This is a genomic window from Nocardia sp. NPDC004568 (assembly GCF_040609955.1).
In the GTDB taxonomy this organism is placed as follows: Bacteria; Actinomycetota; Actinomycetes; order Mycobacteriales; family Mycobacteriaceae; genus Nocardia.
This window is the reverse complement of record NZ_JBEXLL010000002.1, coordinates 194,306-215,594: the sequence shown is the minus strand read 5'-3', so window position 1 is coordinate 215,594 and position 21,289 is coordinate 194,306. Positions and strand designations below refer to the sequence as shown.

Below are 21,289 nucleotides of genomic sequence, written 5' to 3'. Positions count from 1 at the left end.
GCCCCCGGTACGAACCGGGGGCCGGAGCCGTTTCGTTCCTGGCGGGGTCAGCGCCCGGCCAGCAGTTTCTCGGCGATCGTCGTATCGGTTTCGGCGCCCTCCTGGTAGCCGCCCTCACCGTTCATCGCGGTCATGATCGCGAGCGTGTAGCGCTCACCCGGTCCGGCGAAGCCGACCGAGTTCACCACCCAGCCGCCCTGCTCATCCGACCAGCCGTTCTTCAGGCCCGGCCGCATGGCCGAGCCGGCTCCCCACACGCCCCAGTGCTGGTTGGAATCGACCCGGCGCATCAGATCCAGCAGGTAGCCGCGATCGTCGGGGTGCATCCGGTCCAGCACATTGGACATGAGCCGGTCCAGATCGGCCGCGGTGGTCTTCTGGAAACCCCAGTTCGGGCGCCCGTTGGGCGACGGCTCGGGCCGCAGGCTGGTCATTCCGTTCGCGCGGAACGCGTTGTTGAACGCCTGGCCGTCGAGACCGGAGTACTTGTTCCACAGGATGTCGGTGGCCTGGTCGTTGGAGGTCGCCATCATCTGCTCCATGAGCTGACGATCCTCCGGCGGCAGGGCGATGGCCCCGACCCGGGCACGGTTGAGCAGATCCGAGGCGATGGCCAGCTTGATGGTGGACGCGGTGAACACCATGTCCTCCGCGTGCGGGCTGGCGTATACCGCGCCGGTCTGGCGGTCACGGACGACGTAGCCGGTCACGCCGGGGCGGGAGTCCAGATACGCGTTCACGGATTCGATGCGGGCGGCCAGATCGCAGTCGAAGCCGTGCGCGCAACCCTGGGTATGGGCGTGCGGTACGGCGTCGGCTGCGGGCAGGCCGGCGGGCACACCGGCGAACAGGATCGCGGCGGCGGCCAGGACAGTGGCGGGTGCGGCCACGCGGGGAGCCGCACCGGTGAGCAGGGGGTAACGCACGAGGAAACACCTTGTCATATCGGCGCTCCGCGCGCACGTTTTCCCCCGGACCGCTAATGGACCCGCGCGGTGGCCTTCAGTGCCGCGGCGGTACGGCCGTTGAGGCGATAGCAGTGCTCGAATGCTTCGGTATGCGCCTCGCGCGGCCACGAGTGCAGGACGACGGTGCGTCCGTAGTGCCGGGTGTTGACGAGCTCCCACCGGTCACCGGACCGGCGGACAGTGAATCCGTCCTTCGGTATCAAGGGCACAACCAGCGCTTTCATCGACGCGAACCAGCCTTTCGTGCGGTAACCGTTCCTCCCGGGGTTGCACTGTGACACAGCGCGTCCGCGAGATCGCGGCCATACGACCGCGTGTCGGTGACTCATGTGCGCTAAATCACTGTGCGCTGGGTGTCGATATCCGGTAAAAGCCATTGGCGCTAGGGACATTCGGGGATGATCTCCTGTCCCGGGGTTGTCCGCTACGTCGTGGGGCCTTGGCGACGGTGTCGGAGGGCGGGCGTATAAACGGGTGGACGATACGCCCGCCCGAGCAGTGCGGACGTGACGAAGGATGGTGATCGGACCGAGCGAAAGGGCGGAGATGTCGTTGCGCATCCACCGTGCCGAACGCGCGGACGCGCTGGTCACCGCCCTGGCCGGCATGCTCGCCGAACCGCTGCCCGATCCGTTCGACGCCGAGGTGGTGGCGGTCCCCGCCAAGGGCGTGGAACGTTGGCTGACGCAGCAACTCTCGGGGGTGCTGGGCGCTTCGGCGTCCGCCGGTGACGGTGTCGCGGCCAATATCCGGTTCCCCGCTCCGGCCGCACTGGTCGAGGAGATATCCGGCGCGATCAGCGGTTTCGTCCCGGCCGAGGACCCGTGGTCGCCCGATCGGGTGGTATGGACGCTGCTGCGCGTGATCGACGATTCGGTGCGCGAACCGTGGTGTGCCGTGCTCGCCCGCCATCTCGGATCGGACGCCGAAGATCCGGTATCCGCCGGAGCCGAGACCGTGCCCCCCGCCGGCCCCGAACACCGGCGCGGCCGCCGGTACGCGACCGCCGCCCGGCTGGCCGCGCTGTTCGAGAGCTACACGGTGCAGCGCCCGGCTCTGATCACCGAGTGGTCGCGCGGCGACGACACCGACGGCACCGGCCGGCCGCTGCCCGACGATCTGAACTGGCAACCGGCCTTGTGGCGGCGGCTGCGCGAAGCGGTCGGCGCCCCCGACCCGGCCGAGCGGCTGCACACCACCTGCGCGCGGTTACGGGAGGAGCCGGGAGCGGTGGACCTACCCCCGCGCTTGTCCGTCTTCGGCGCGACCCGGCTGCCCGCCGCGCACCTGGCGGTGCTCACCGCCGTGGCCGAGCATCGCGATCTGCATCTCTGGTTGCCCCATCCCAGCCCGGCCATGTGGGAGGCGCTGGCCGGGCTCGACCCGGAACCGCGCCGGGCCCGCGACGATTCGGCCACCCGGGTACGGCACCCGCTGCTGGCGGGCCTGAGCCGCGACCTCCGCGAACTCCAGTTGCGCCTGCCCCCGGCCGCCACCGACGTGCGGTATCCGGCCCGGGTGGGCGCCGGGCCGCGGGCCGGGGCGCCGGCAGTGCCCCCGGACGACGCTCCCGGCCGCGACGATCCGCCGGCGACCCTGCTGGCCCGGGTCCAGCGGCATCTCCGCGACGACCACTGGCCGCCCGCCCCGGGGGATCGAGGTGCGGACGGCAGCGTGCAGGTGCACGCCTGCCACGGTCCGGTCCGGCAGGTGGAAGTACTCCGGGAGTGCCTGCTCGGCCTCTTCGTCGCCGACCCGACGCTGGAACCCCGCGATGTGCTGATCATGTGCCCGGAGGTCGAGACCTTCGCTCCGCTGCTGCGCGCCGCGTTCGGGCACCCGGGCCAGAGCGCGGAACACCGTGCCGAATCCGGGCATCCGGGCCACCGGTTGCGGGTGCGGCTCGCCGATCGCGGCCGGGCCGTCACCAACCCGCTGCTCGGCGTGGTGGTGACGCTGCTGGAACTGGCCCGCAGCCGGGTCACCGTCACCGAGGTGCTGGACCTGGCGGCCGATGAACCGGTCCGCCGCGCCTGCGGTTTCGACGACGACGATATCGAGCGGTTGCGGGAGTGGGCGGTCGAGGCCGGCGCCCGGTGGGGCCTCGGCCGGCGGCAGCGGCAGGCGTTCGGGCTCGGTGATTTCGAGCAGAACACGGTGAACGCGGCGGTGGACCGGATCCTGCTCGGGGTCACCGCCGACGAGACCTCCGGGGGCTGGCTGGACCGGGTGCTGCCGCTCGACGATGTGGACAGCAACGATATCGACCTGGCCGGCCGGTTCGCCGAATACGTCGACCGGCTCGCCTCGGTGCTGCGGGATCTCCAGGGACCCGGCCCCGCGGATCAGTGGTCCGCGGTGCTGGACCGGGCCCTGGATCTGCTGACCGATGTGCCGGAGTCACAGGCCTGGGTCCGCACCGAGGCGCGCCGGGAGCTGACGGCTGCCACCGCCCACGCCGGTGATGTCGAGCTGCGGCTGGCCGATCTCACCGGCCTGCTGCAGGAGCGCCTGGCGTCCGCCCCGTCCCGGGCCAACTTCCGCACCGGCGAGCTCACGGTGTGCGGCCTGTCCCCGATGCGTTCGGTGCCGCACCGGGTGGTGGTGCTGCTCGGCGTGGACGACGAGATCTTCCCGCGCGGTGCCGGTATCGACGGTGACGAGGTGACGGCCCGCGAGCCGCTACTGGGTGAACGCGATCCGCGCTCCGAGGACCGGCAGCTGCTACTGGACGCGATCACCGCCGCCCGCGACACCCTGGTGGTCGTGCACTCCGGCGCCGACCCCGTCACCGGCGCCTACCGGCCGCCCGCCGTGCCCATCGCCGAACTCCTCGATGTGCTGCGTGCCCATGTCGGTGCCGCGGGGATGGCCGAGGTGCTCACCCGCCATCCACTGCAGGCGCACGATCCACGCAATTTCGCCGCCGGGCGGCCGTTCGGTTTCGATACCGTCGCCTTCGCGGGCGCCCGGGCCATGGGCGCGCCACCCACGGCGCCGCCGGAACTGCTCACCCGCACCCTGCCCGGTGCCGAGACCACCGAGATCGGGCTGGCGGAGCTGATCTCTTTCCTGGAGCATCCCGTGCGGGGTTTCCTGTGGCAGCGACTCGGTGTGCGGGTCCCCGACCAGGACGACGATATCGCCGACCGGCTGCCCATCGAGTTCGGCGGACTCGAGACCTGGGCGCTGGGTGAGCGGATGCTCGCCGCGCGGCTGGCCGGCGCCGACCCGGCCGAACTGCGGGCCGCGGAATGGCGGCGCGGGATCCTGCCACCCGCCGAACTCGGCCGGGCCGTACTGAACGACGTGGAACGCACCGTCGAAACCCTGGTGCGGGCAGCCGGTGCCGACTACACCAGACCCCCACGCGATATCGATATCTCGTTCGATCTCGGCGACGGGCGTCGCCTCACCGGCACGGTCGCCGAGGTACGCGGAGACCTGCTGGTGCGCACCACGTATTCGCGGGTGGCACCCAAACATCGGCTCGCGGCCTGGGTGTCGCTCCTGGCGCTGTCGGTCACCGACGAACGGTCGTGGCGGGCGGCGGTCACCGGCCGGGGCCGTTACCCGACGCCGGCCTGGCGCGCCGAACTCACCGCGCCCGGCGCGGCCGAGGCGACGACGATGCTGCGCACCCTGGTCGCACTACGCGATGCCGGTCTCACCGAACCGCTGCCCATCTCCACGGCCACCACCGCGGCCTACGCCGAGGCCCGGTACCGGCGGCTGCCCCCGGAGGAGGCGATCGCCGCCGCCGACCGCGAGTTCGGCGGCGGGGACAGGACCCGGGATTTCGCCGAGCACACCGACCGGAACCTGCGGTATGTCTGGGGTCCGGCACCCGACCTCCGCGACCTCACCGCCGCCCCCGCGCCGGCCGGGGAACCGGTCGAGAACACCCGCTTCGGGTCGATCGCCCGCCGGCTGTGGGTGCCGCTGCTGCGTGCCGAACAGCAGGGGGCACCGTGACCGCCGTCGCGTGCCGCCGTGGAACGGAGCAGTGGTGACCACGACAGCGCCCGCCCCACCGGCCGAGCCGGGCAACGCGTTCGAACTCTGCGGCCCGCTGCCGCAGGGCACCACCGTCCTCGAGGCGAGTGCCGGCACCGGCAAGACCTACGCCATCGTCGGGCTCGCCGTTCGCTATGTCGCCGAGGCCGGGGTGGACATCTCGCGATTGCTCCTGGTCACCTTCAGCCGCGCGGCGACCCAGGAACTCCGCGAACGCACCCGCGACCGGTTCGTCGCCGTGGCCGCCGCGCTGGCCGATCCCGACACGGCCCGGACCGCCTCCGACGAATTGATCCGCCATCTGGCCGACGCGGAACCCGAGCAGGTGCGAGCGCGCCGGACCCGGTTGCGTGCCGCACTTTCGGATTTCGACGCGGGGGTCATCGCCACCACCCACAGCTTCTGCCAGCGCATGCTGGCCGAACTCGGCCTGGCCGGTGATCTCGAGCCCGGCGCGCGCCTGGTGGAGGAGGCCGACGACCTCATCCGCACCGTCGTCGACGATCTGTATCTGAGCCGCTTCGCCCGGACCGCGGCGCCGTTCTCGGTGAAACAGGCGCAGCGGTTCGCGCTCGCGGCGGTACGCGACCGGCAGGCCCGGCTCGCGCCCGATACCGATGAGGCCTCGGCGCAGCGGGTCGCCTTCGCGGCCGCGGTCCGCGCCGAAACCGAACGCCGCAAAAGGCTGGCGGGATTGCGGGACTTCGACGATCTGCTGGTGCTGCTGCGCGATATCCTCGCCGACCCGGCGCGGGGCCCGGCCGCGTGCCGGCGTATCCGGGACCGCTACCAGGTGGTCCTCGTCGACGAATTCCAGGACACCGACCCGCTGCAGTGGGAGATCCTGCGCCGGGCCTTCCACGGTCACCACCCGCTGGTGCTGGTGGGCGACCCGAAACAGGCGATCTACGCGTTCCGGGGCGCCGAGGTGCTGAGTTACCTGGACGCGGTCGGGCATGCCACCGCACGCCGTGAGCTCACCACCAACCGGCGCAGCGACGCGGGGCTGCTCGCCGCGCTCGAACATCTGCTGGGCGGAGCGGCTCTGGGCCACGACGAGATCGTGGTGCCCGCCGTCACACCCACCCAGCCGTGGAGCCGGTTGCGTGGTCCCGCCGAGCTGATCACCCCGCTGCGACTACGCTGCCTGCCGCGGACCGGCGCGGGCCCCCGGGGCGCCTCCGGGTTCCCGAACATCCACCGGCAGCGGGCCCGGGTGGCGGCCGACGTGGCGGCCGATATCGTCGCCCTTCTCGAATCCGGGACGACCATGACGGATTCGCCGGGGACCCGGGCGCGGCCGGCCGGTGCGGATGCCGCGACCGCCGATCTCCGGGAACGAGTGGTCGGCCCCGGGGATATCGCGGTGCTGGTCCGTACCCACACCCAGCTCGAGGTGGTGCGGGCCGCGCTCGAGCGCGCCGGTGTCCCGGTGGTCCTGACCGGCGGCAGCAGTATTTTTGCGACCCGTAGCGCCACCGATTGGCTGTGGGTGTTGCGCGCGCTGGAGCAGCCGCATCGCGCCGACCGGGTCCGGCTGGCCGCGCTCACCCCGTTGTTCGGGTACACCGCCGCCGAGCTCGACACCGGGGGAGCGGATCTCGTGGGCCGGGTCAGTGCCGAACTGCGCGACGCGGCCCGGGTGTTCGCCCGCGCCGGTTTCGCCGCCGTGTTCGACGAACTCGCCACCGGGACCCGGTTGGCGCCGCGGTTGCTCGCGGTTGCACACGGCGAGCGCAGGCTCACCGATATCCGGCATCTCGCCCAGTTGCTCGACGAGATCTCGGTGACCGAGGGCCTCGGTCTCACCGCGCTCACCCGATGGCTGGCCGACCGGGTCCGCGATCCCGCGTCGGGGTCGGTGCCGGGCCGCAGCCGCCGGCTCGACCGGGATATCGCGGCCGTGCAGGTCGCGACCGTCCATGCCAGTAAGGGGCTCGAATTCCCGGTCGTCTATCTCCCGTTCGCCTGGGACAGTTCCGCCGACCCCAAACCCGCCACGTTGCTGATGCACGAGGACGACGCGCGGGTGCTGGATATCGGGGGACCGGACGCCCCGGGGTACGCGGCGCGCAAGGAACGCGCCGACAGCGAATCCGCGGGAGAGGAGCTGCGCCTGTGCTACGTGGCGCTGACCCGGGCGTGCTGCCAGGTGGTCGCCTGGTGGGCGCCCTCGTTCGGCACCGCCACCGCACCGCTGCACCGGTTGCTGTTCGGCCGGGCGCCCGGGACGGCGCGACCGAGCGCGCGGGCCGCGGTCGCCGAGGACGCCGCGGTGATCGAGCTGCTCCGGGCCCGGGCGGCCGGCGCGGGTGAGTCGATCTCGGTGACCGCCGCCGATCCCGCCGCGGACCCCCCGGCCTACCGCCCGCCGGCCGATGCGCTGTCCGCCGCGGTGGCCGTCGCCGCCTTCGATCGTGAGATCGACGAGCACTGGCGGCGTACCTCGTATTCGGCGCTCACCGCGGCCGCTCATCCGCCGGTCCCGGAGTCCGGGCCGGCGGAGGCCCCGGACCCCGGTGACGAACCCGAGACTCCGGCACCGCTGGCCGAACCCGGACCCGGCGCACCGTCGTTGATGAACGAACTGCCCTACGGCGCCGAATTCGGCACCCTGGTGCACGGTGTTCTGGAGCATGTCGACACCGGGGCGCCGGACCTGGTCGCCGAGGTACGGGCGCGGTGCGCCGAAGCGATCGGTGAGATGCTCTCCACCGCCGACCCGGAACTGCTGACCACGGCCTTGGTGGCGGTCCTGCGCACCCCGATCGGTTTCGGCACCCTCGCCGACGTCTCGGGCCGGGACCGGTTGTGCGAACTCGAATTCGAACTACCCCTCGCCGGCGGTGACATCCCGGCCGGCGCGTCCGCCACGCTGTCCCGCATCGCCGCCACCGTGCGCGCGCAACTGCCCGCCGACGACGAATTCCACGCCTACGCGGACGCACTCGACACCCTCGACGACATTCCGCTGCGCGGATACCTCACCGGCAGTATCGATGCGGTGCTGCGCACACCGGACCAGCGGTACGTCATCGTGGACTACAAGACGAACCGGCTGGGTACCGGCGACCTCACCGTCGCCCATTACACCCGCGAACGGATGGCCGCGGAGATGGTCCGCTCCCACTATCCACTGCAGGCGCTGCTGTACTCGGTCGCGCTGCACCGCTATCTGCGCTGGCGGCTGCCCGGTTACGATCCCGCCGTCCACCTCGGCGGTATCCGCTACCTCTTCGTACGCGGCATGATCGGGCCCGCGACACCCGCGGGCGCCGGAGTGTTCGACTGGACGCCGCCACCGGAGTTGATCGTCGCCCTGTCGGATCTACTCGCCGGAGGTGCGCGGTGATCCCCATCCGGGTGGCGCAGCGGGGGACCGGGCTCCTGCGCGAGTTCAACGAGGCGGGGGTGCTCTCGGCGGCCGATGTGCACGTGGCCGAACGACTGGGCAGATTCGGTGGGGAGGACCGGGAACTGGTCCTGTTCGCCGCCGCGCTGGCAGTGCGCGCCGTGCGGTCGGGGTCGGTGTGCCTGGACCTCACCCGGATGCGGGATATCGGTGTGGACGCCGAGGAGGAACGGGCGGAGCTGCTGGTCGCACCCGCGGACCTGCCGTGGCCCGACGAGGCACGAGTCGTCGAGGCATTGCGGGAGAGCCCGCTGGTGCTGGGCGGTCCCGCCGGGCCGTTGCGCCCGCTGCGGATCACCGAGCCGTCCCGGGCGGGTACGGGCCCGCTGCTCTATCTGGATCGGTACTACCAGCAGGAGCAGATCATCCGCCGGGTGCTCACCGCCCGCGCCGCCGACCATCCGCGGACCGATCCGGCGGTGGTGCGACGCGAACTGGATCGGTTGTTCGGCCCGCCCGACGGAATCGTGGACCGGCAGCGCGTCGCCGCCGCGCTCGCCGCCACCCATTGGACCACGGTCGTCGCCGGGGGGCCCGGTACAGGCAAGACGCACACGATCGCCCGTATCCTCGCGTTGCTCGTCGCCCAACACGCGAGTGCCGCACCGCCGCGGATCGCGCTGGCCGCGCCCACGGGGAAGGCGGCTGCCCGGTTGCAGGAGGCCGTCCGGGACCAGGCGCCCGCCCTCGGCCTGCCGGAGCTGTCCGCCGCGACCCTGCACCGGCTGCTCGGCTGGCAACGCGGCCGCACCACCCGATTCCGCTATCACGAACACAACCGGCTGCCCTACGACGTGGTGGTCGTCGATGAGACGTCCATGGTCTCGCTGACCATGATGAGCAGGCTGCTCGCGGCGCTGCGCCCCGATACCCGGCTCGTGTTGGCGGGCGATCCGGATCAACTCGCCTCGGTGGACGCGGGCGCGGTACTGGCCGATATGGTGGCCGCCCCGTTTCCCGGGACCGCCGACCCGACATTCGAGGAGGTGCTCGGTGGCGAACTCGCGGCGGCCCAGGAGTCCGGAACCGCCGGCGCCGACCCGGCCGATGACGAGGCACTCACCGACACGGAACGGAACCGGTTGCGCGGTGGCATCGTCCGGTTGACCCGGGGCCGACGCTTCGGCGGCCGGATCGCCGATCTCGCCGTCGCCGTCCGGGCCGGCGATACCGAGTCCGCGCTCGAGCTGCTGCGGGCCGGCGGCGAGATGCTCGAGCTGGCCGGCCCGGACGATCTCGCCGCTGTTCGCGCCGATACCGTCACCACGGCGCAGCGGGTCACCGCCGCCGCCCGCGCCGGTGACGCGGCGGCCGCGCTCGCGGCCTTCGAATCGCATCGGCTGCTGTGCGCCCACCGTCGCGGTCCGTACGGGGTCGAACACTGGGACCGTTCCGCCGCCGAATGGGCCGCGGCCGCGGGGTCCGGGCCCGAGAACCACTACGGCGCCTGGTATCCGGGGCAGCCTCTGCTGGTGACCGCCAACGATCACGAGGCCCGGATCTACAACGGGGACACCGGGGTGGTGGTGTGCCGGCCGGACGGGTCACTGCGGGTGGCGTTGCAGCGCGGTGACCAGCCGTTCCTGGTGCATCCCACCCAGTTCCCGGCCGTCGTCACGGTTTTCGCCATGACCATTCATCGCAGCCAGGGCAGTCAGTACGACGCGGTGACGATCGTGCTCCCGGAACCGGGTTCGAGTCTGCTCACCCGCGAACTGCTCTATACCGCGATCACCCGTGCCCGCCGGCACGTACGCATCCTGGGTACCGAAGAGGCCATCCGGGCGGCGATCGATCGGCACGTCCTGCGCGCCAGCGGCCTCAGCCTGGACGACGCGAGCGTGGAGTCCGGCCCGCGACTCTGACTCGCCGGCCGCGTCGGCGACCCGGTCGATCGGTCGGCGCCCGGCGCCGGCGAAGCGGGTCGCGGTGGGAAGCCGGGCGCGGGCCGGCCGCCGGTATCGCGGTCAGTTGCCGGGAGAGTCGGCCGGGGCGGATGGGAAGATCCCGGGCAGGCTCATCGCGTAGTGCACATCGTCGGTAGTGCCGAGGGTGGCCAGCACCACGCGGATCATGGTCGTCCGAGCCGCCGCCACGGTGCCGGGGTCCGGTTCGCCGCCCGGTGCGGCCGCGGCCGATATCCGGTAGACCACGTACTCGCACACGTGCAGGGCCGCATCGAGATCGAGCGGTGCGGGAACCGGGCGGCCCAGTTCGGTGAACTTGGTGCGGACGATCGCGCGGATTCCGTCCAGCGCGTGGTTGCGGTACGCCGATACCGGCGATCCGGGGTCGTGCAGTTCGGCGAACAGCGGCCGCAGCATGGGGCCGTGCCCGCGCGCCCAGTCGAGATAGGCGTCGATGAGCCGGATCCCGAGTTCCACGCCCTCGCCGGACGCCTCGAGCGCGGCGGCGATCCCGCCGACGAGTTCGGCATTGGAGATATCGAGGATCGCGTTGAGCGGTTCGGTGGCGTTGGCGAAGTAGCGGTAGAAGGTCGGGCGCGACAGGCCCGCCTGCTCGATGATCTGCGCGACGCTCGACCCGCGCGACCCGTTGCGGGTGAACACCTCGGCGGTGGCCCGCACGATCCGGGCGCGCACTCGATCGGCCTGTTCGGGCGTCTGCGGTGGCCGGCCGCGCCGCGGTGTCCGCTCGGTGTCCGAGCCGCTCACGACGCGGCCTCCCGTGGGTCTGTGAGATCCCACAGCCCCCGAGGGTGCGGGACTGTTGCGCGAAACGGAGCCCTTGACACGGCGTACGGCACGAGGATTACCCTAACACCACTGTTTAATTAATCATTTCCGCTGTGGTTCTGCGGCCGCGGCGCGCGAACACCAGGAGAACGCCGACGATGACGACCGCCCAGCGTCCCACTGCCACCGGCGCGCTGACCCCGGATCTGGTGCAACCGCTGCTCGCGCGGGCCGCGGCCGGCGGCGCCCCGGCCGTCACGGTGCACGCGCCGGCCACCGGGGAGCCGATCACCGAGTTGCCGCAGTCCTCGGTCGCCGATATCGAGGCGGCGTTCGACCGCGCGCGGACCGCGCAGCGGCAGTGGGCGCGGGTCCCGGTCCGCGAACGGGCCGCGGTGCTGCGGCGTTTCCACGATCTGGTGCTGGCCGAACAGGACACCATCCTCGATATCGTCCAGACCGAAACGGGTAAATCGCGGGCGCACGCCTTCGACGAGGTCGGGGATGTCGCGGTCAACTCCCGCTACTACGCCGCCACCGCGCCGAAACTCCTGGCGCGCCGCAATCCGCGCGGCGTGCTGCCGGTGCTCACCGATGTGCAGGTGCATCAGCGGGCCAAGGGCGTGGTCGCGGTGATCTCGCCGTGGAACTATCCCCTCGCGCTGGCCGTTTCCGACGCGCTGCCCGCCCTGGTCGCGGGAAACGCGGTGGTCGGCCGCCCCGACAATCAGACCGCGCTCACCGCGCTGTGGGCGGTGGACGCGGCGGTCCGCGCCGGGCTCCCGGAAGACCTCTGGCAGATCGTGCTGGGCCGTGGGTCGGTGATCGGCGGTGAGGTGATCGACCGTGCCGACTACGTCGACTACACCGGTTCCAGCGCCACCGGCCGCACCATCGGCCGTCAGGCCGGTGAACGTCTCATCGGCTGCTCGCTCGAACTCGGTGGCAAGAACCCGCTGCTGGTGTTGTCGGACGCCGATCCGGTCGCGGCCGCCCGCACGGCGGTCCGGGCCAGTTTCGCCTCGGCCGGCCAACTCTGCGAATCCATGGAACGCATCTACGTCCACGAGGCCGTGCACGATCGTTTCGTGGACGAATTCGTCTCGGCGGTCAAGGCGTTGAAGCTGGGCTCGCCGCTGGACTACTCCACCGATATGGGGTCGCTGACCTTCCCGCGGCAACTCGATACGGTCCGCGCCCATGTCGACGACGCCGTCGCCAAGGGGGCGACGGTGCTCGCCGGCGGTGTCCACCGCCCCGATCTCGGCCCGTACTTCTACGAACCCACCGTGCTCACCGATGTCACCGCCGAGATGACGGTGTACCGCGAGGAGACCTTCGGCCCGGTCGTCTCGATCTACAAGGTGGCCACCGACGACGAGGCCGTGACCCAGGCCAACGACACCCCGTACGGGCTCAATGCCAGTGTCTGGACCCGTAGCGCCGCCCGCGGCCGGGAATTCGCCGCGCGGATCAACGCGGGTTCGGTGAACGTGAACGAGGGTTTCATCGCTGCCTGGGGTAGCGCCGACGCGCCGTCGGGCGGGATGGGTATCTCCGGAACCGGCCGCCGGCACGGCCCGGAAGGGCTGCTGAAGTACGTGGACACCCAGACCATCGCGGTCCAGCGGATGCTGCCGATCGCGCCGTTGCCGGGGATGTCGGAGGCGATGTGGGCGAAGACCATGACACTCTACTTCCGGGTCATGAAGACGCTGCGCCAGAAGTAGGCCACTGCCTCAGCTCACTGCGACGACAAGGATCCGAACCGATGAAACTGGATACGGTGGCCGGTAAGAAGGTGCTGATCACCGGGGCCGCCATGGGCCTGGGCAAACTCTTCGCCGCCCGGGCGGTGCGCGAAGGCGCCGCCGCCGTGGTGCTCTGGGATATCGACGACACCGCTCTGCGCGAGACCGCCGCCGAATTGACCGCCGCCGGCGGCGCCGTGCTCACCTGTACGGTCGACGTCTCCGACAGCGCCGCGGTCGCCGCGGCCGCGGCCTCGGTGCGGGTCGAGATCGGTGATATCGACGTGCTGGTGAACAATGCCGGCATCGTCCGCGGCAATACCTACTTCTGGGAAACGAAGGACCGCGGCGATATCGACCGGACCATGGCGATCAATTCGCTGGCGCCGATGTATGTGACCCTGGAGTTCCTGCCGGCCATGGTCGCCGGGACCACCGAGGCCCGGGTGCTCACCATCGCCTCCTCGGCCGGGCTGGTACACAACCCCCGTATGAGTGTGTACGCGGCCTCGAAATGGGCGGCACTCGGCTGGTCGGATTCGGTGCGCATCGAACTCGAGCAGGCCGGTCACGACCATGTCAAGGTCACCACCGTATGCCCGACCTATATCGACACGGGCATGTTCGAGGGCGCCAAGGGCTTCTGGCTCACCCCGATCCTGGACCGGCACAAGGTTGTCGAGACATCCTGGACCGCGATGAAGAAGGGCACGCCGGTCGTGATCCTGCCGTGGACCTCGCGCCTGAACAAGGCGCTGTCCGGCGTACTGCCGCTCAAGCTGCGGGATCTGTTCCTGAACACCGTGGGCGTGTACCACTCGATGGACGAGTTCACCGGCCGGAAGTGACCGGCCGGCGGCCCACGGCGATGGTGGCGTCGAGGTCCGGCGAGCGCGCGATCCGGGCGGTGAGCCCGCCCGCGGTGAGCAGTTCGATCGCGGCAGGCACCTGATCGACACCTATCTCGATCAGCAGACTTCCGCCCGGCGCCAGCCATCCGGCCGCCGTCGCCGCGGTGCGCCGGGCCAGCGCCAGGCCGTCGGGTCCGCCGTCGAGGGCTACCTGGGGTTCGTGCTCGCGGGCCTCCGGCGGCAGCCGCGCGATCAGGGCGGAGGGTACGTACGGGGTGTTGGCGAGCAGGAGATCGATCCGGCCACGCAGGTCGGCCGGTAACGCGTCGAACAGATCGCCCTGATGAACCCGGCCGCCGACCGCCGCCAGATTGTCGCGGGCGCAGGCCACCGCGACGGGGTCGATATCGGCGGCCACCAATTCCACCGGGTGCGGATCGAGTGCGGTGAGCAGGGCCAGGCCCAGTGCTCCGGAGCCGCAGCACAGGTCGACCACCGTGCGTACCGGATGAGCCGCGGCCAGCGCCAGCGCCTCGTCCACGAGCAGGGCCGAACGCTGTCGCGGGACGAACACGCCGTCCCGGACGCCGATCCGGATCCCGCGGAACCGCACCCACCCGAGCAGGTGCTCCAGCGGGCTGCCCGCGATCCGGCGGGCCAGCAGGCCCGCCAATTCCTCGTCGGAGGCCGCCGCGTCGATCAACAGCTGCGCTTCCTCCTCCGCGAACACGCATCCGGCGGCGCGGAGCTGCCGGGTGATATCGGCGGTGTCGGTCATGGGCACAGTCTGTCGGCTGCGCGCGCGACGCGCACCGGAAATACGGGGCGCGCGGGCGGTCAGCGGTCGGCGAAGGACCAGACGGCGGCCGGCCGGCCGGTGGCCTTGGTCCGGCGACGCTCGTCGGTCTTGTGCAGCCCGGGGATACCGGCGAGGGTGCGGTTCAGGTTCGCCGCGTCGGGCCGGGCGCCCAGTAGGGAGGTGGTGAGATCGACCGCACGGGTCGCCGGGAACTCCTCGCCGAGCAGGGCCCGGGTCAGCGCCGGGTCTTTCCAGAGCAGCCCCGAGAGCAGGCCGCGTGCCGTGGTCACGATGCTGTCGTGATCGAAGGCCAGGGCGGGTGGTTCGTCGAACGACGCCCAGTGCGCGGGACCGTCGTGCCGGCCGGTCACCGCCCACATGACGATGGACAGCGTGGGTCCGCGGGGGTCGCGACTGGGTTCGTCGAAGGTCACCAGCTGGCCGACCGGGCCGATGGCGTCACCGGGTACGCCGAGTTTGGTGTGCACGGCCCGGCGCGCCGCCTGGGCGAGGCGTTCGCCGCGCCCCAGCAGGACACCGGGTAGGGCGACGTGCCCGGCAAAGGGCTCGTGCGGCCGGGCCGCGATTCCGAAGGTGGCCGCGGTGTCGTCGGCCCAGAACCGCAACGCTACGACATCCACCGATACCGCCGATTGGTCCACAACACCCATACTGCCGTATCCACCGCGCGGCCCCGGCGGCGTGATCTTTACATTCTCTGAATAGAGAATCGAATTCTCGCGGAATCGGACAGCGGGTGCGCGGGTCGGGACGCGCCCGGGCCCGCGGGTGGGCGAACCGGCCGATATCGCCGCGTCGGTGGACTTCCCGCTCTCCGGCGACGGTGCCTGAGCCGGCGGACAGGTCATCGCTGTCGACGGAGGCACGATAGCCCCGGCCCGCGCGGTGCGGGATCACGCTGTCCGCGCGGGCGTCGCGGTAGAGGCCGGGGGACCCGACCCGCTCCGGCTCAGCAATGCCTCGAAGGATTGGGTGGCCCGCCGGGCGCGGCGGTCCGGGCCGTCCGCGGTGAGTACCGCCGCGACGCCGAAATGGTGGTGTACCCGATCCGGGCCGTCCGCGGGGAGGTCGGTGTACAGCGGGGTGGCGGCCGCGAGAATCGCGGTCAGATCCCGTTGCTGCCCGAGGCCCTGCCAGGGGCCCGGTCCGGCCCGCGGGCGAACCTCGGCGCACCGTGTGCCGCCGCCGCGACAGGCCCGCCGGCGCCGCGCGGAAGCGGCGCTCGCGCGCGGCTGGTTATCGTGAACGGGTGCCCAGCCGCATCGTGAAGCGCACCGCGAAACTGGCCGACGGCCGCGATCTCATCTACTACGACGACGCCGACACCCGCCTCGGACCCGAACGCCGTATCGACACCCGCCGCCTGGAACCCCGGCCGCCGACCGCGGTGATGCGCCAGGACGTCCTCACCGGCGAATGGATCTCCATCGCCGCGGCCCGGCAGAGCCGGGTGGTGCTACCGCCGGCCGAGCGTGACCCGCTCGCTCCGCAGACCCCGGGTAACCCGTCGGAGATACCCGATCAGTACGACGTCGCGGTGTTCGAGAACCGGTCCCCGTCCTTCGGTCCCACGCTGGCGAACGGGGCGGCCGGCGCGCTGCCGGTCCCGGCCGGACTCGACGATATGGCCGCCCTCGGTTTCGACCGGGAACTGGTGGCGGTCGGGCGCTGCGAGGTCGTGTGCTTCAGCCCGGCGCCCACGGGGTCGTTCGGCGACCTCACCCCCGGCCGGGCCCGCACCGTGATCGAGGCCTGGGCCGATCGCACCGCCGAACTGTCCGCGCTGCCCGGCGTGGAGCAGGTGTTCCCGTTCGAGAACCGCGGCGAGGCCATCGGCGTCACACTGCCGCATCCGCACGGCCAGATCTATGGCTACCCCTATGTGACACCGCGGACCGCCCGGGTGCTCGACTCCGTGCGACGGCTGGGTCCGGACCTGTTCCAGCGCATCCTGGACAGGGAGAGGGCGGGCGGACGCGTCGTCCTGGCCGGGGAGCGGTGGACCGCCTTCGTCCCGTTCGCGGCCCGGTGGCCGATCGAGGTCCATCTGCTCCCGCACCGGCACATCCCGGATTTCGCGGCCACCGACGAGGCGGAGCGGGACGAACTCGCCACCCTGTACCTGCGGCTGCTCCGCGGGATCGACGCCCTCTACGACGATCCGACCCCCTATATCGCCGCGTGGCATCAGGCGCCGGTGCACACCGGCCGCGATACCGTACGCCTGCATCTGCAGCTGACCTCGATCCGACGCGGTCCGGACAAGATCAAATACCTGGCCGGGTCGGAGTCGGCGATGGGTGCCTTCATCGCCGATATCCCCCCGGACGCGGCGGCGGACCGGATCCGGGAGGCCGTGGCGTCGGTCCGAGTGCCCGGTCCTCCGGCCGGACCAGGCGGGTAGCGGGAACCGCCCCTCGGCTCGCCGAACCGAGGGGCGGTGCGCACGCGAGGGGGTCAGCGGCTGGTGCTCAGCTGGAACGTGCGCGTCGCATCGAGGTAGATGCTGTACTGCGCCTGTTTGCCGGGCGGCGGCAGCTGGGAGACCAGCTGGTTCAACGAGGTGGTAGCGCCCACCACCGGGATCCCGGCGACGTACAGATCGGCGACCGCGCGCCGGATATGGTTCGGTGAGGTCACGGCCACCGCGGTCCGAGCGCCCAGACCGTGCAGGATATCGGCACTGAACAGCGCGTTCTGGACCGTCGAACCGGCTCGGTTCTCCACGTGGATCCGTTCGGCCGGGATACCACGGTGGATCAGCCAGCCGGCCATGGCCTGGGCCTCGGTGATTCCGTTGCTCGGATTGTTGCCGCTGACGACGATCGGCGAGAACGGTGAGGCGATGGCCTGCAGCCAGGCGGCCTGCAGGCGGTCGGCGAGTTCGGGGCGGGGCGTACCGTCGGGGAGCAGCCCGAAACCGAAGACCACGATCCCGGTCTGGGGCCCGACCAGGGCCGGCAGTGGGTTCGGGAGGGTGGCGATACCCGCGCCGACCGCGTGCAGGACGCCGTCGGTCCCGGCGGCCATCGCGCTGTCGACGGCGCGCAGGCGGCCCATCGCATCGTGGAGGGCCGGGATATCGCCCGCGTAGTGGGACCAGATCGCCTGAAGGGAGAGCGCCTCGGCATCGGTGGGATCCCGCCCGATCAGATCCTGGAGGGCGGCCCGGCCGGCCACGGAATCGCCGTCGGTGAAATGGCGCTGAGCGGAGTTGTACAGGGCGTCTGTATCAGGACTGGCCTGGGCCGGCGCGCCGGCGAACCCGGCGAGCGCGATACTCGTCGCGGCGGCCGCGGCCGCCACCAGGTACTGCAAACCTCTTCGACTGTGCACTACGGCGACACCTTTCCACGGGTGGAGTGGGGTTCTCGCAGATGATTCGTTCGATGAAATTCGGGTGCGGTATGTGGCAACCCACCATAGGTCCGGTATCGGCCGGAACCCGGTATTTGCGGCTGTCCGATCGGGGACATGTCCCGTGAAACCCCTGGCTACAGCTCTGCGGGGCGTATCGGTGCCATCGACACTCTAATATCCGGCGCTGTGCGGAGCCGCGGGTGGGGTCCCCTCGGCCCACAACCGTTAGGGTGAACATCCGTGGATACCGCATCGCTGACCGGGAAAGACCTCGCTGCCGCCATCAACGCCGACACCACCGCGCGAGCCCAGGCGCTGACCGAGCACGCGGGCCGCGCCCCGCGCCTGGCGTTGGTCGTCGCGAACGACGATCCGGCCAGCGCCTGGTACGTGAACTCGCTGAAGAAATCGGCCGCCAATCGCGGAATAGATTGCGAGACCGTGGATCTCGGCGCGGACGCCTCCGCCGACGCGCTGCGCACCGAGCTCGCCGTGCGCAGCGCCGACCCCGATACCGACGCCATCATGCTGCAGACGCCACTGCCCGCCGGCGTGACACTCGACGAGGTGTCCCCCGCGATCGTGGCGACCAAGGATGTCGACGGGGTGAGCCCGCTGTCGCTCGGACTGCTCACCGCGGGATCTGCCGGGTTCGCGCCGGCCACGGCCGAAGCGGTGGTGGAGCTGCTCGAGCATCACGACATCGCACTGGCCGGGCGGCACGTCGCCATCGTGGGACGGTCCAATGTCGTCGGCAAACCGCTGGCACAACTGCTGCTGGCGAAGAACGCGACGGTCACCGTCTGCCATTCCCGGACCACGAACCTGCCCGCGGTCACCGCGGTCGCCGATGTGGTCGTCGCCGCCGCGGGCCGGATCGGGCTGGTGACCGGCGCGAATGTGCGCGAGGGCGCCGTGGTGATCGATGTGGGCACCAACGAGGCCGCCGACGGCAAGATCGTCGGCGACGTCGACGCGGAATCGGTCCGCGGTATCGCGGCCGGGCTGAGCCCGGTGCCGGGCGGCGTGGGCCCGGTGACCACGGCGCTGCTCATGCGTCATGTCGTGCTCGCCGCCGAACGGGCCCGATGAACGGCGCCTGACGGGCGCGTGGCACCGCGGTCGGAACCTGCCGCTACCGGCCGATCCCGACCGCCGGAAAGGTTCGGGACCGGGCCCTACGGGGTAGCGCTAGTGTGTGCGGCTATCGGTCCGCGCTCGCAGTCGAGTTAAGGTGACATCGTGAACGTCGAAGTGACACCCTTGCCGGGAATAGGCGTCCGCAAGGATTTTCCGCTCACCGCTGTACGCCGGCGGATCGGGGTCGTCGATCACAAGGACGGGACGATCGATCTGATCTTCACCAGGATCGGCGATCCCGACGCCACCACGCAGATTCCGATGACCGAGGCCGAGGCGGGCACGCTGGCCAATCTGCTGGGTGCCCCGCAGCTGGTGGGCCAGCTGCGCAACGAGCACCGGGACATGGACGGTGTGAACACCCGGCAATTGCCGGTCGGTGATAATTCACCCTACGACGGGCGGACCCTGGGCGAGACCCGGATGCGGACCCGGACCAAGGCATCGATCGTGGCGGTGATGCGCGCCGGCCAGGCGATGCCCGCCCCGGGGCCGGACTTCGTGTTCACCGGTGGTGATGTGTTGATCGTGGTGGGCACCTCGGAGGGCCTGGACAGCGCCGCGGATATCTTGAAAGACGGCTGAACCTGTAGCGATGAATGCGACCACGCTGGCGATGATCCAGCTGGGGGCGGTGTTCTTCGGGCTCGGAGTGCTCGGACGCATCGCAGCCCGGATCGGCATGTCCCCGATCCCCCTGTATCTCGTGGGTGGATTGGTGTTCGGGGAAGGAGGTTTCTTCGGACTACACGAAGCCGACGAGTTCATCCATCTCGCCAGCGAGATCGGTGTGGTGCTGCTGCTGTTGCTGCTGGGTCTGGAATACAGTGCGGCCGAATTGTTCACCGGGATGCGAAGATCCTGGATGGCCGGCCTGCTGGACCTGATCCTGAACACCACGCCCGGTGTGGTGGTCGCCCTGCTGCTGGGGCTGGGCCCCACCGGGGCGCTGGCGATGGCCGGTGTCACCTATATCTCGTCGTCCGGGATCATCGCGAAGGTCCTGAACGACCTGGGCCGGCTCGGTAACCGGGAGACCCCGGTGATCTTGTCGATCCTGGTCTTCGAGGATCTCGCGATGGCCGCCTACCTGCCGGTGCTGACCGCGGTACTGGCGGGCCTCGGATTCGTGGCCGGCCTGCAATCGCTGGGCATCGCGCTGCTCGCGGTGACCGTCGTGCTCGTGGTCGCGTTCCGGTACGGCAAATACGTCTCCGCCGTGGTGGCCAGCGACGATCGCGAGATCTTCCTGCTCAAACTGCTCGGTTCGGCGCTGCTGGTGGCCGGCGTGGCCTCCGCGCTACAGGTGTCGGCGGCGGTCGGCGCGTTCCTGCTGGGTATCGCGATCTCCGATACCACCGCGCACAACGCGACCAAGATCCTGGAACCGCTGCGAGATCTGTTCGCGGCCATGTTCTTCGTACTCTTCGGCCTGACCACCGATCCGCGCAGTATCCCGCCGGTGCTGGGCTGGGCGGTCCTGCTCGCCGTGATCACGACGATCACCAAGATCGCCACCGGTTGGTGGGCCGCCGCGCACGCCGGCTCCTCGCGGCTGGGTCGTGCCCGCGCCGGTGCGGCACTGGTGGCACGCGGTGAATTCTCCATCGTCATCGCCGGCCTGGCAGTGGCCGCGGGCGCGGTACCCGATGAATTCGCCGCGCTCGCCACGACTTACGTGCTGCTGATGGCCTCGGTCGGCCCGATCGTGACGCGTGTGGTGGAGCCGGTGCTGCGGATCGTCACCCGGCAGCCGAAACCGGAACCCGATATCGCCGACGAGTAGGCCCGGGATCGGATCAGAGGATGGTGTAGCAGCCGTCGACCAGATATCCGGCCTCCGGGACGAACCAGGCGTCCGCGGACAGCGGGAACGCGACCACCGTGGCGACTTCGTCGGCGGTAAGGCCGTGGCCCTCCCGCTCCCGGATCCCATGCCGGTGACGCCCACCGAGGCGGCATATCCACCATCCAGCTATGGGATCAATCGGCTTTCCGAAGGGCGGGCCGCTCAGGATCCTCAACAGCACGGGGTGGGGATGCCGTACGATCCCGTGCGCAGGTCGAAAGCTCTGTGCCATATAGCGTTTCGGTGACGAGTATTCTGGACGTGTTTTCGAACGAACCACAGGGCAAAGAGAAATATGGGAAGGCGTTGCGGGACAGAGTTTTCGTAGGTGCGGCGACGAAGTGAGTGATCCCTGCAGTCTACGCCGATCGGAAGCAGCAAGGCATCTGCGGTCGAATCTATCGAGTTCGCTACAATATTTCGTT

Annotated in this window: 16 protein-coding genes; 9 read left to right on the top strand and 7 right to left on the bottom strand. The window is 70.8% G+C overall.

Annotated features, from left to right (window positions below; all coding sequences use genetic code 11):
• Nucleotides 1–47: 47 nt before the first annotated feature.
• Complete coding sequence (locus ABZV91_RS01930; RefSeq protein WP_355233953.1) at nt 48–926, bottom strand: serine hydrolase; 879 nt, start codon at nt 924–926, stop codon at nt 48–50.
• A gap of 53 nt (nt 927–979) precedes the next feature.
• Complete coding sequence (locus ABZV91_RS01925) at nt 980–1,192, bottom strand: hypothetical protein (RefSeq protein WP_355233951.1); 213 nt, start codon at nt 1,190–1,192, stop codon at nt 980–982.
• Between the two features lie 322 nt (nt 1,193–1,514).
• On the opposite strand from ABZV91_RS01925, the gene recC reads away from it, so the two are divergent.
• Genes recC through recD form a run of 3 tightly spaced genes read left to right on the top strand, consistent with a single transcriptional unit; the run spans nt 1,515 to nt 10,262 of the window.
• Complete coding sequence (gene recC, locus ABZV91_RS01920; RefSeq protein WP_355233949.1) at nt 1,515–4,943, top strand: exodeoxyribonuclease V subunit gamma; 3,429 nt, start codon at nt 1,515–1,517, stop codon at nt 4,941–4,943.
• Nucleotides 4,944–4,977: 34 nt separating this feature from the next.
• Entirely contained in the window at nt 4,978–8,337 is a 3,360-nt protein-coding gene (locus ABZV91_RS01915; protein WP_355233947.1) for a UvrD-helicase domain-containing protein, read from the top strand.
• Nucleotides 8,334–10,262, top strand: a complete 1,929-nt coding sequence (recD, locus tag ABZV91_RS01910) for an exodeoxyribonuclease V subunit alpha (RefSeq protein ID WP_355233945.1) — start codon at nt 8,334–8,336, stop codon at nt 10,260–10,262. Before ABZV91_RS01915 ends, recD begins: the two co-directional genes overlap by 4 nt.
• A gap of 102 nt (nt 10,263–10,364) precedes the next feature.
• Here recD and ABZV91_RS01905 read toward each other — a convergent pair whose 3' ends face one another.
• Nucleotides 10,365–11,072, bottom strand: a complete 708-nt coding sequence (locus ABZV91_RS01905; RefSeq protein ID WP_355233943.1) for a TetR/AcrR family transcriptional regulator — start codon at nt 11,070–11,072, stop codon at nt 10,365–10,367.
• Between the two features lie 179 nt (nt 11,073–11,251).
• Between ABZV91_RS01905 and ABZV91_RS01900 the strand changes: the two genes are divergently transcribed.
• Together ABZV91_RS01900 and ABZV91_RS01895 are read left to right on the top strand one after the other, a co-directional pair.
• On the top strand, nt 11,252–12,823 hold the full coding sequence (locus tag ABZV91_RS01900) for a succinic semialdehyde dehydrogenase (protein ID WP_355233941.1): 1,572 nt from the start codon (nt 11,252–11,254) through the stop codon (nt 12,821–12,823).
• 41 nt (nt 12,824–12,864) lie between these two features.
• The gene (locus ABZV91_RS01895) at nt 12,865–13,692 is read left to right on the top strand and encodes an SDR family NAD(P)-dependent oxidoreductase (protein ID WP_355233939.1); all 828 of its coding nucleotides are present in this window, start codon (nt 12,865–12,867) and stop codon (nt 13,690–13,692) included.
• On the opposite strand, the gene ABZV91_RS01890 is transcribed toward ABZV91_RS01895, so the two are convergent.
• Complete coding sequence (locus ABZV91_RS01890) at nt 13,676–14,473, bottom strand: putative protein N(5)-glutamine methyltransferase (protein ID WP_355233937.1); 798 nt, start codon at nt 14,471–14,473, stop codon at nt 13,676–13,678. The two genes, ABZV91_RS01895 and ABZV91_RS01890, sit on opposite strands and share 17 nt — an antisense overlap.
• A gap of 59 nt (nt 14,474–14,532) precedes the next feature.
• Nucleotides 14,533–15,156 (bottom strand): NUDIX hydrolase, encoded by a 624-nt coding sequence (locus ABZV91_RS01885; RefSeq protein ID WP_355233971.1) that lies wholly within the window; start codon nt 15,154–15,156, stop codon nt 14,533–14,535.
• A gap of 608 nt (nt 15,157–15,764) precedes the next feature.
• On the opposite strand from ABZV91_RS01885, the gene galT reads away from it, so the two are divergent.
• Entirely contained in the window at nt 15,765–16,919 is a 1,155-nt protein-coding gene (gene galT, locus ABZV91_RS01880) for a galactose-1-phosphate uridylyltransferase (RefSeq protein ID WP_355233935.1), read from the top strand.
• Nucleotides 16,920–16,972: 53 nt separating this feature from the next.
• Here galT and ABZV91_RS01875 read toward each other — a convergent pair whose 3' ends face one another.
• Entirely contained in the window at nt 16,973–17,851 is an 879-nt protein-coding gene (locus tag ABZV91_RS01875; protein WP_355233933.1) for a YdcF family protein, read from the bottom strand.
• Between the two features lie 264 nt (nt 17,852–18,115).
• Here ABZV91_RS01875 and ABZV91_RS01870 point away from each other — a divergent pair, with 264 nt between their 5' ends.
• From ABZV91_RS01870 to ABZV91_RS01860, 3 genes are all read left to right on the top strand, one after another.
• The gene (locus ABZV91_RS01870) at nt 18,116–18,967 is read left to right on the top strand and encodes a bifunctional 5,10-methylenetetrahydrofolate dehydrogenase/5,10-methenyltetrahydrofolate cyclohydrolase (protein ID WP_355233931.1); all 852 of its coding nucleotides are present in this window, start codon (nt 18,116–18,118) and stop codon (nt 18,965–18,967) included.
• Nucleotides 18,968–19,117: 150 nt separating this feature from the next.
• Nucleotides 19,118–19,600: a TrkA C-terminal domain-containing protein gene (locus ABZV91_RS01865; RefSeq protein WP_355233929.1), complete on the top strand. Its 483-nt coding sequence runs from the start codon at nt 19,118–19,120 to the stop codon at nt 19,598–19,600.
• A 10-nt stretch (nt 19,601–19,610) separates the two neighbouring features.
• Nucleotides 19,611–20,801, top strand: a complete 1,191-nt coding sequence (locus ABZV91_RS01860) for a cation:proton antiporter (protein ID WP_355233927.1) — start codon at nt 19,611–19,613, stop codon at nt 20,799–20,801.
• A 13-nt stretch (nt 20,802–20,814) separates the two neighbouring features.
• Here the strand turns inward: ABZV91_RS01860 and ABZV91_RS01855 are convergent, their stop codons facing one another.
• Nucleotides 20,815–21,045, bottom strand: coding sequence for a hypothetical protein (locus ABZV91_RS01855; protein WP_355233925.1), 231 nt, complete (start codon nt 21,043–21,045; stop codon nt 20,815–20,817).
• Nucleotides 21,046–21,289 lie beyond the last annotated feature (244 nt).

Bases quoted from the DNA above. Each gene is read 5' to 3' on its own strand.
- ABZV91_RS01925 (WP_355233951.1), bottom strand. From the start codon at position 1,192: ATGAAAGCGCTGGTTGTGCCCTTGATACCGAAGGACGGATTCACTGTC.
- recC (WP_355233949.1), top strand. From the start codon at position 1,515: ATGTCGTTGCGCATCCACCGTGCCGAACGCGCGGACGCGCTGGTCACC.
- ABZV91_RS01900 (WP_355233941.1), top strand. From the start codon at position 11,252: ATGACGACCGCCCAGCGTCCCACTGCCACCGGCGCGCTGACCCCGGAT.
- ABZV91_RS01895 (WP_355233939.1), top strand. From the start codon at position 12,865: ATGAAACTGGATACGGTGGCCGGTAAGAAGGTGCTGATCACCGGGGCC.
- ABZV91_RS01890 (WP_355233937.1), bottom strand. From the start codon at position 14,473: ATGACCGACACCGCCGATATCACCCGGCAGCTCCGCGCCGCCGGATGC.
- ABZV91_RS01860 (WP_355233927.1), top strand. From the start codon at position 19,611: ATGAATGCGACCACGCTGGCGATGATCCAGCTGGGGGCGGTGTTCTTC.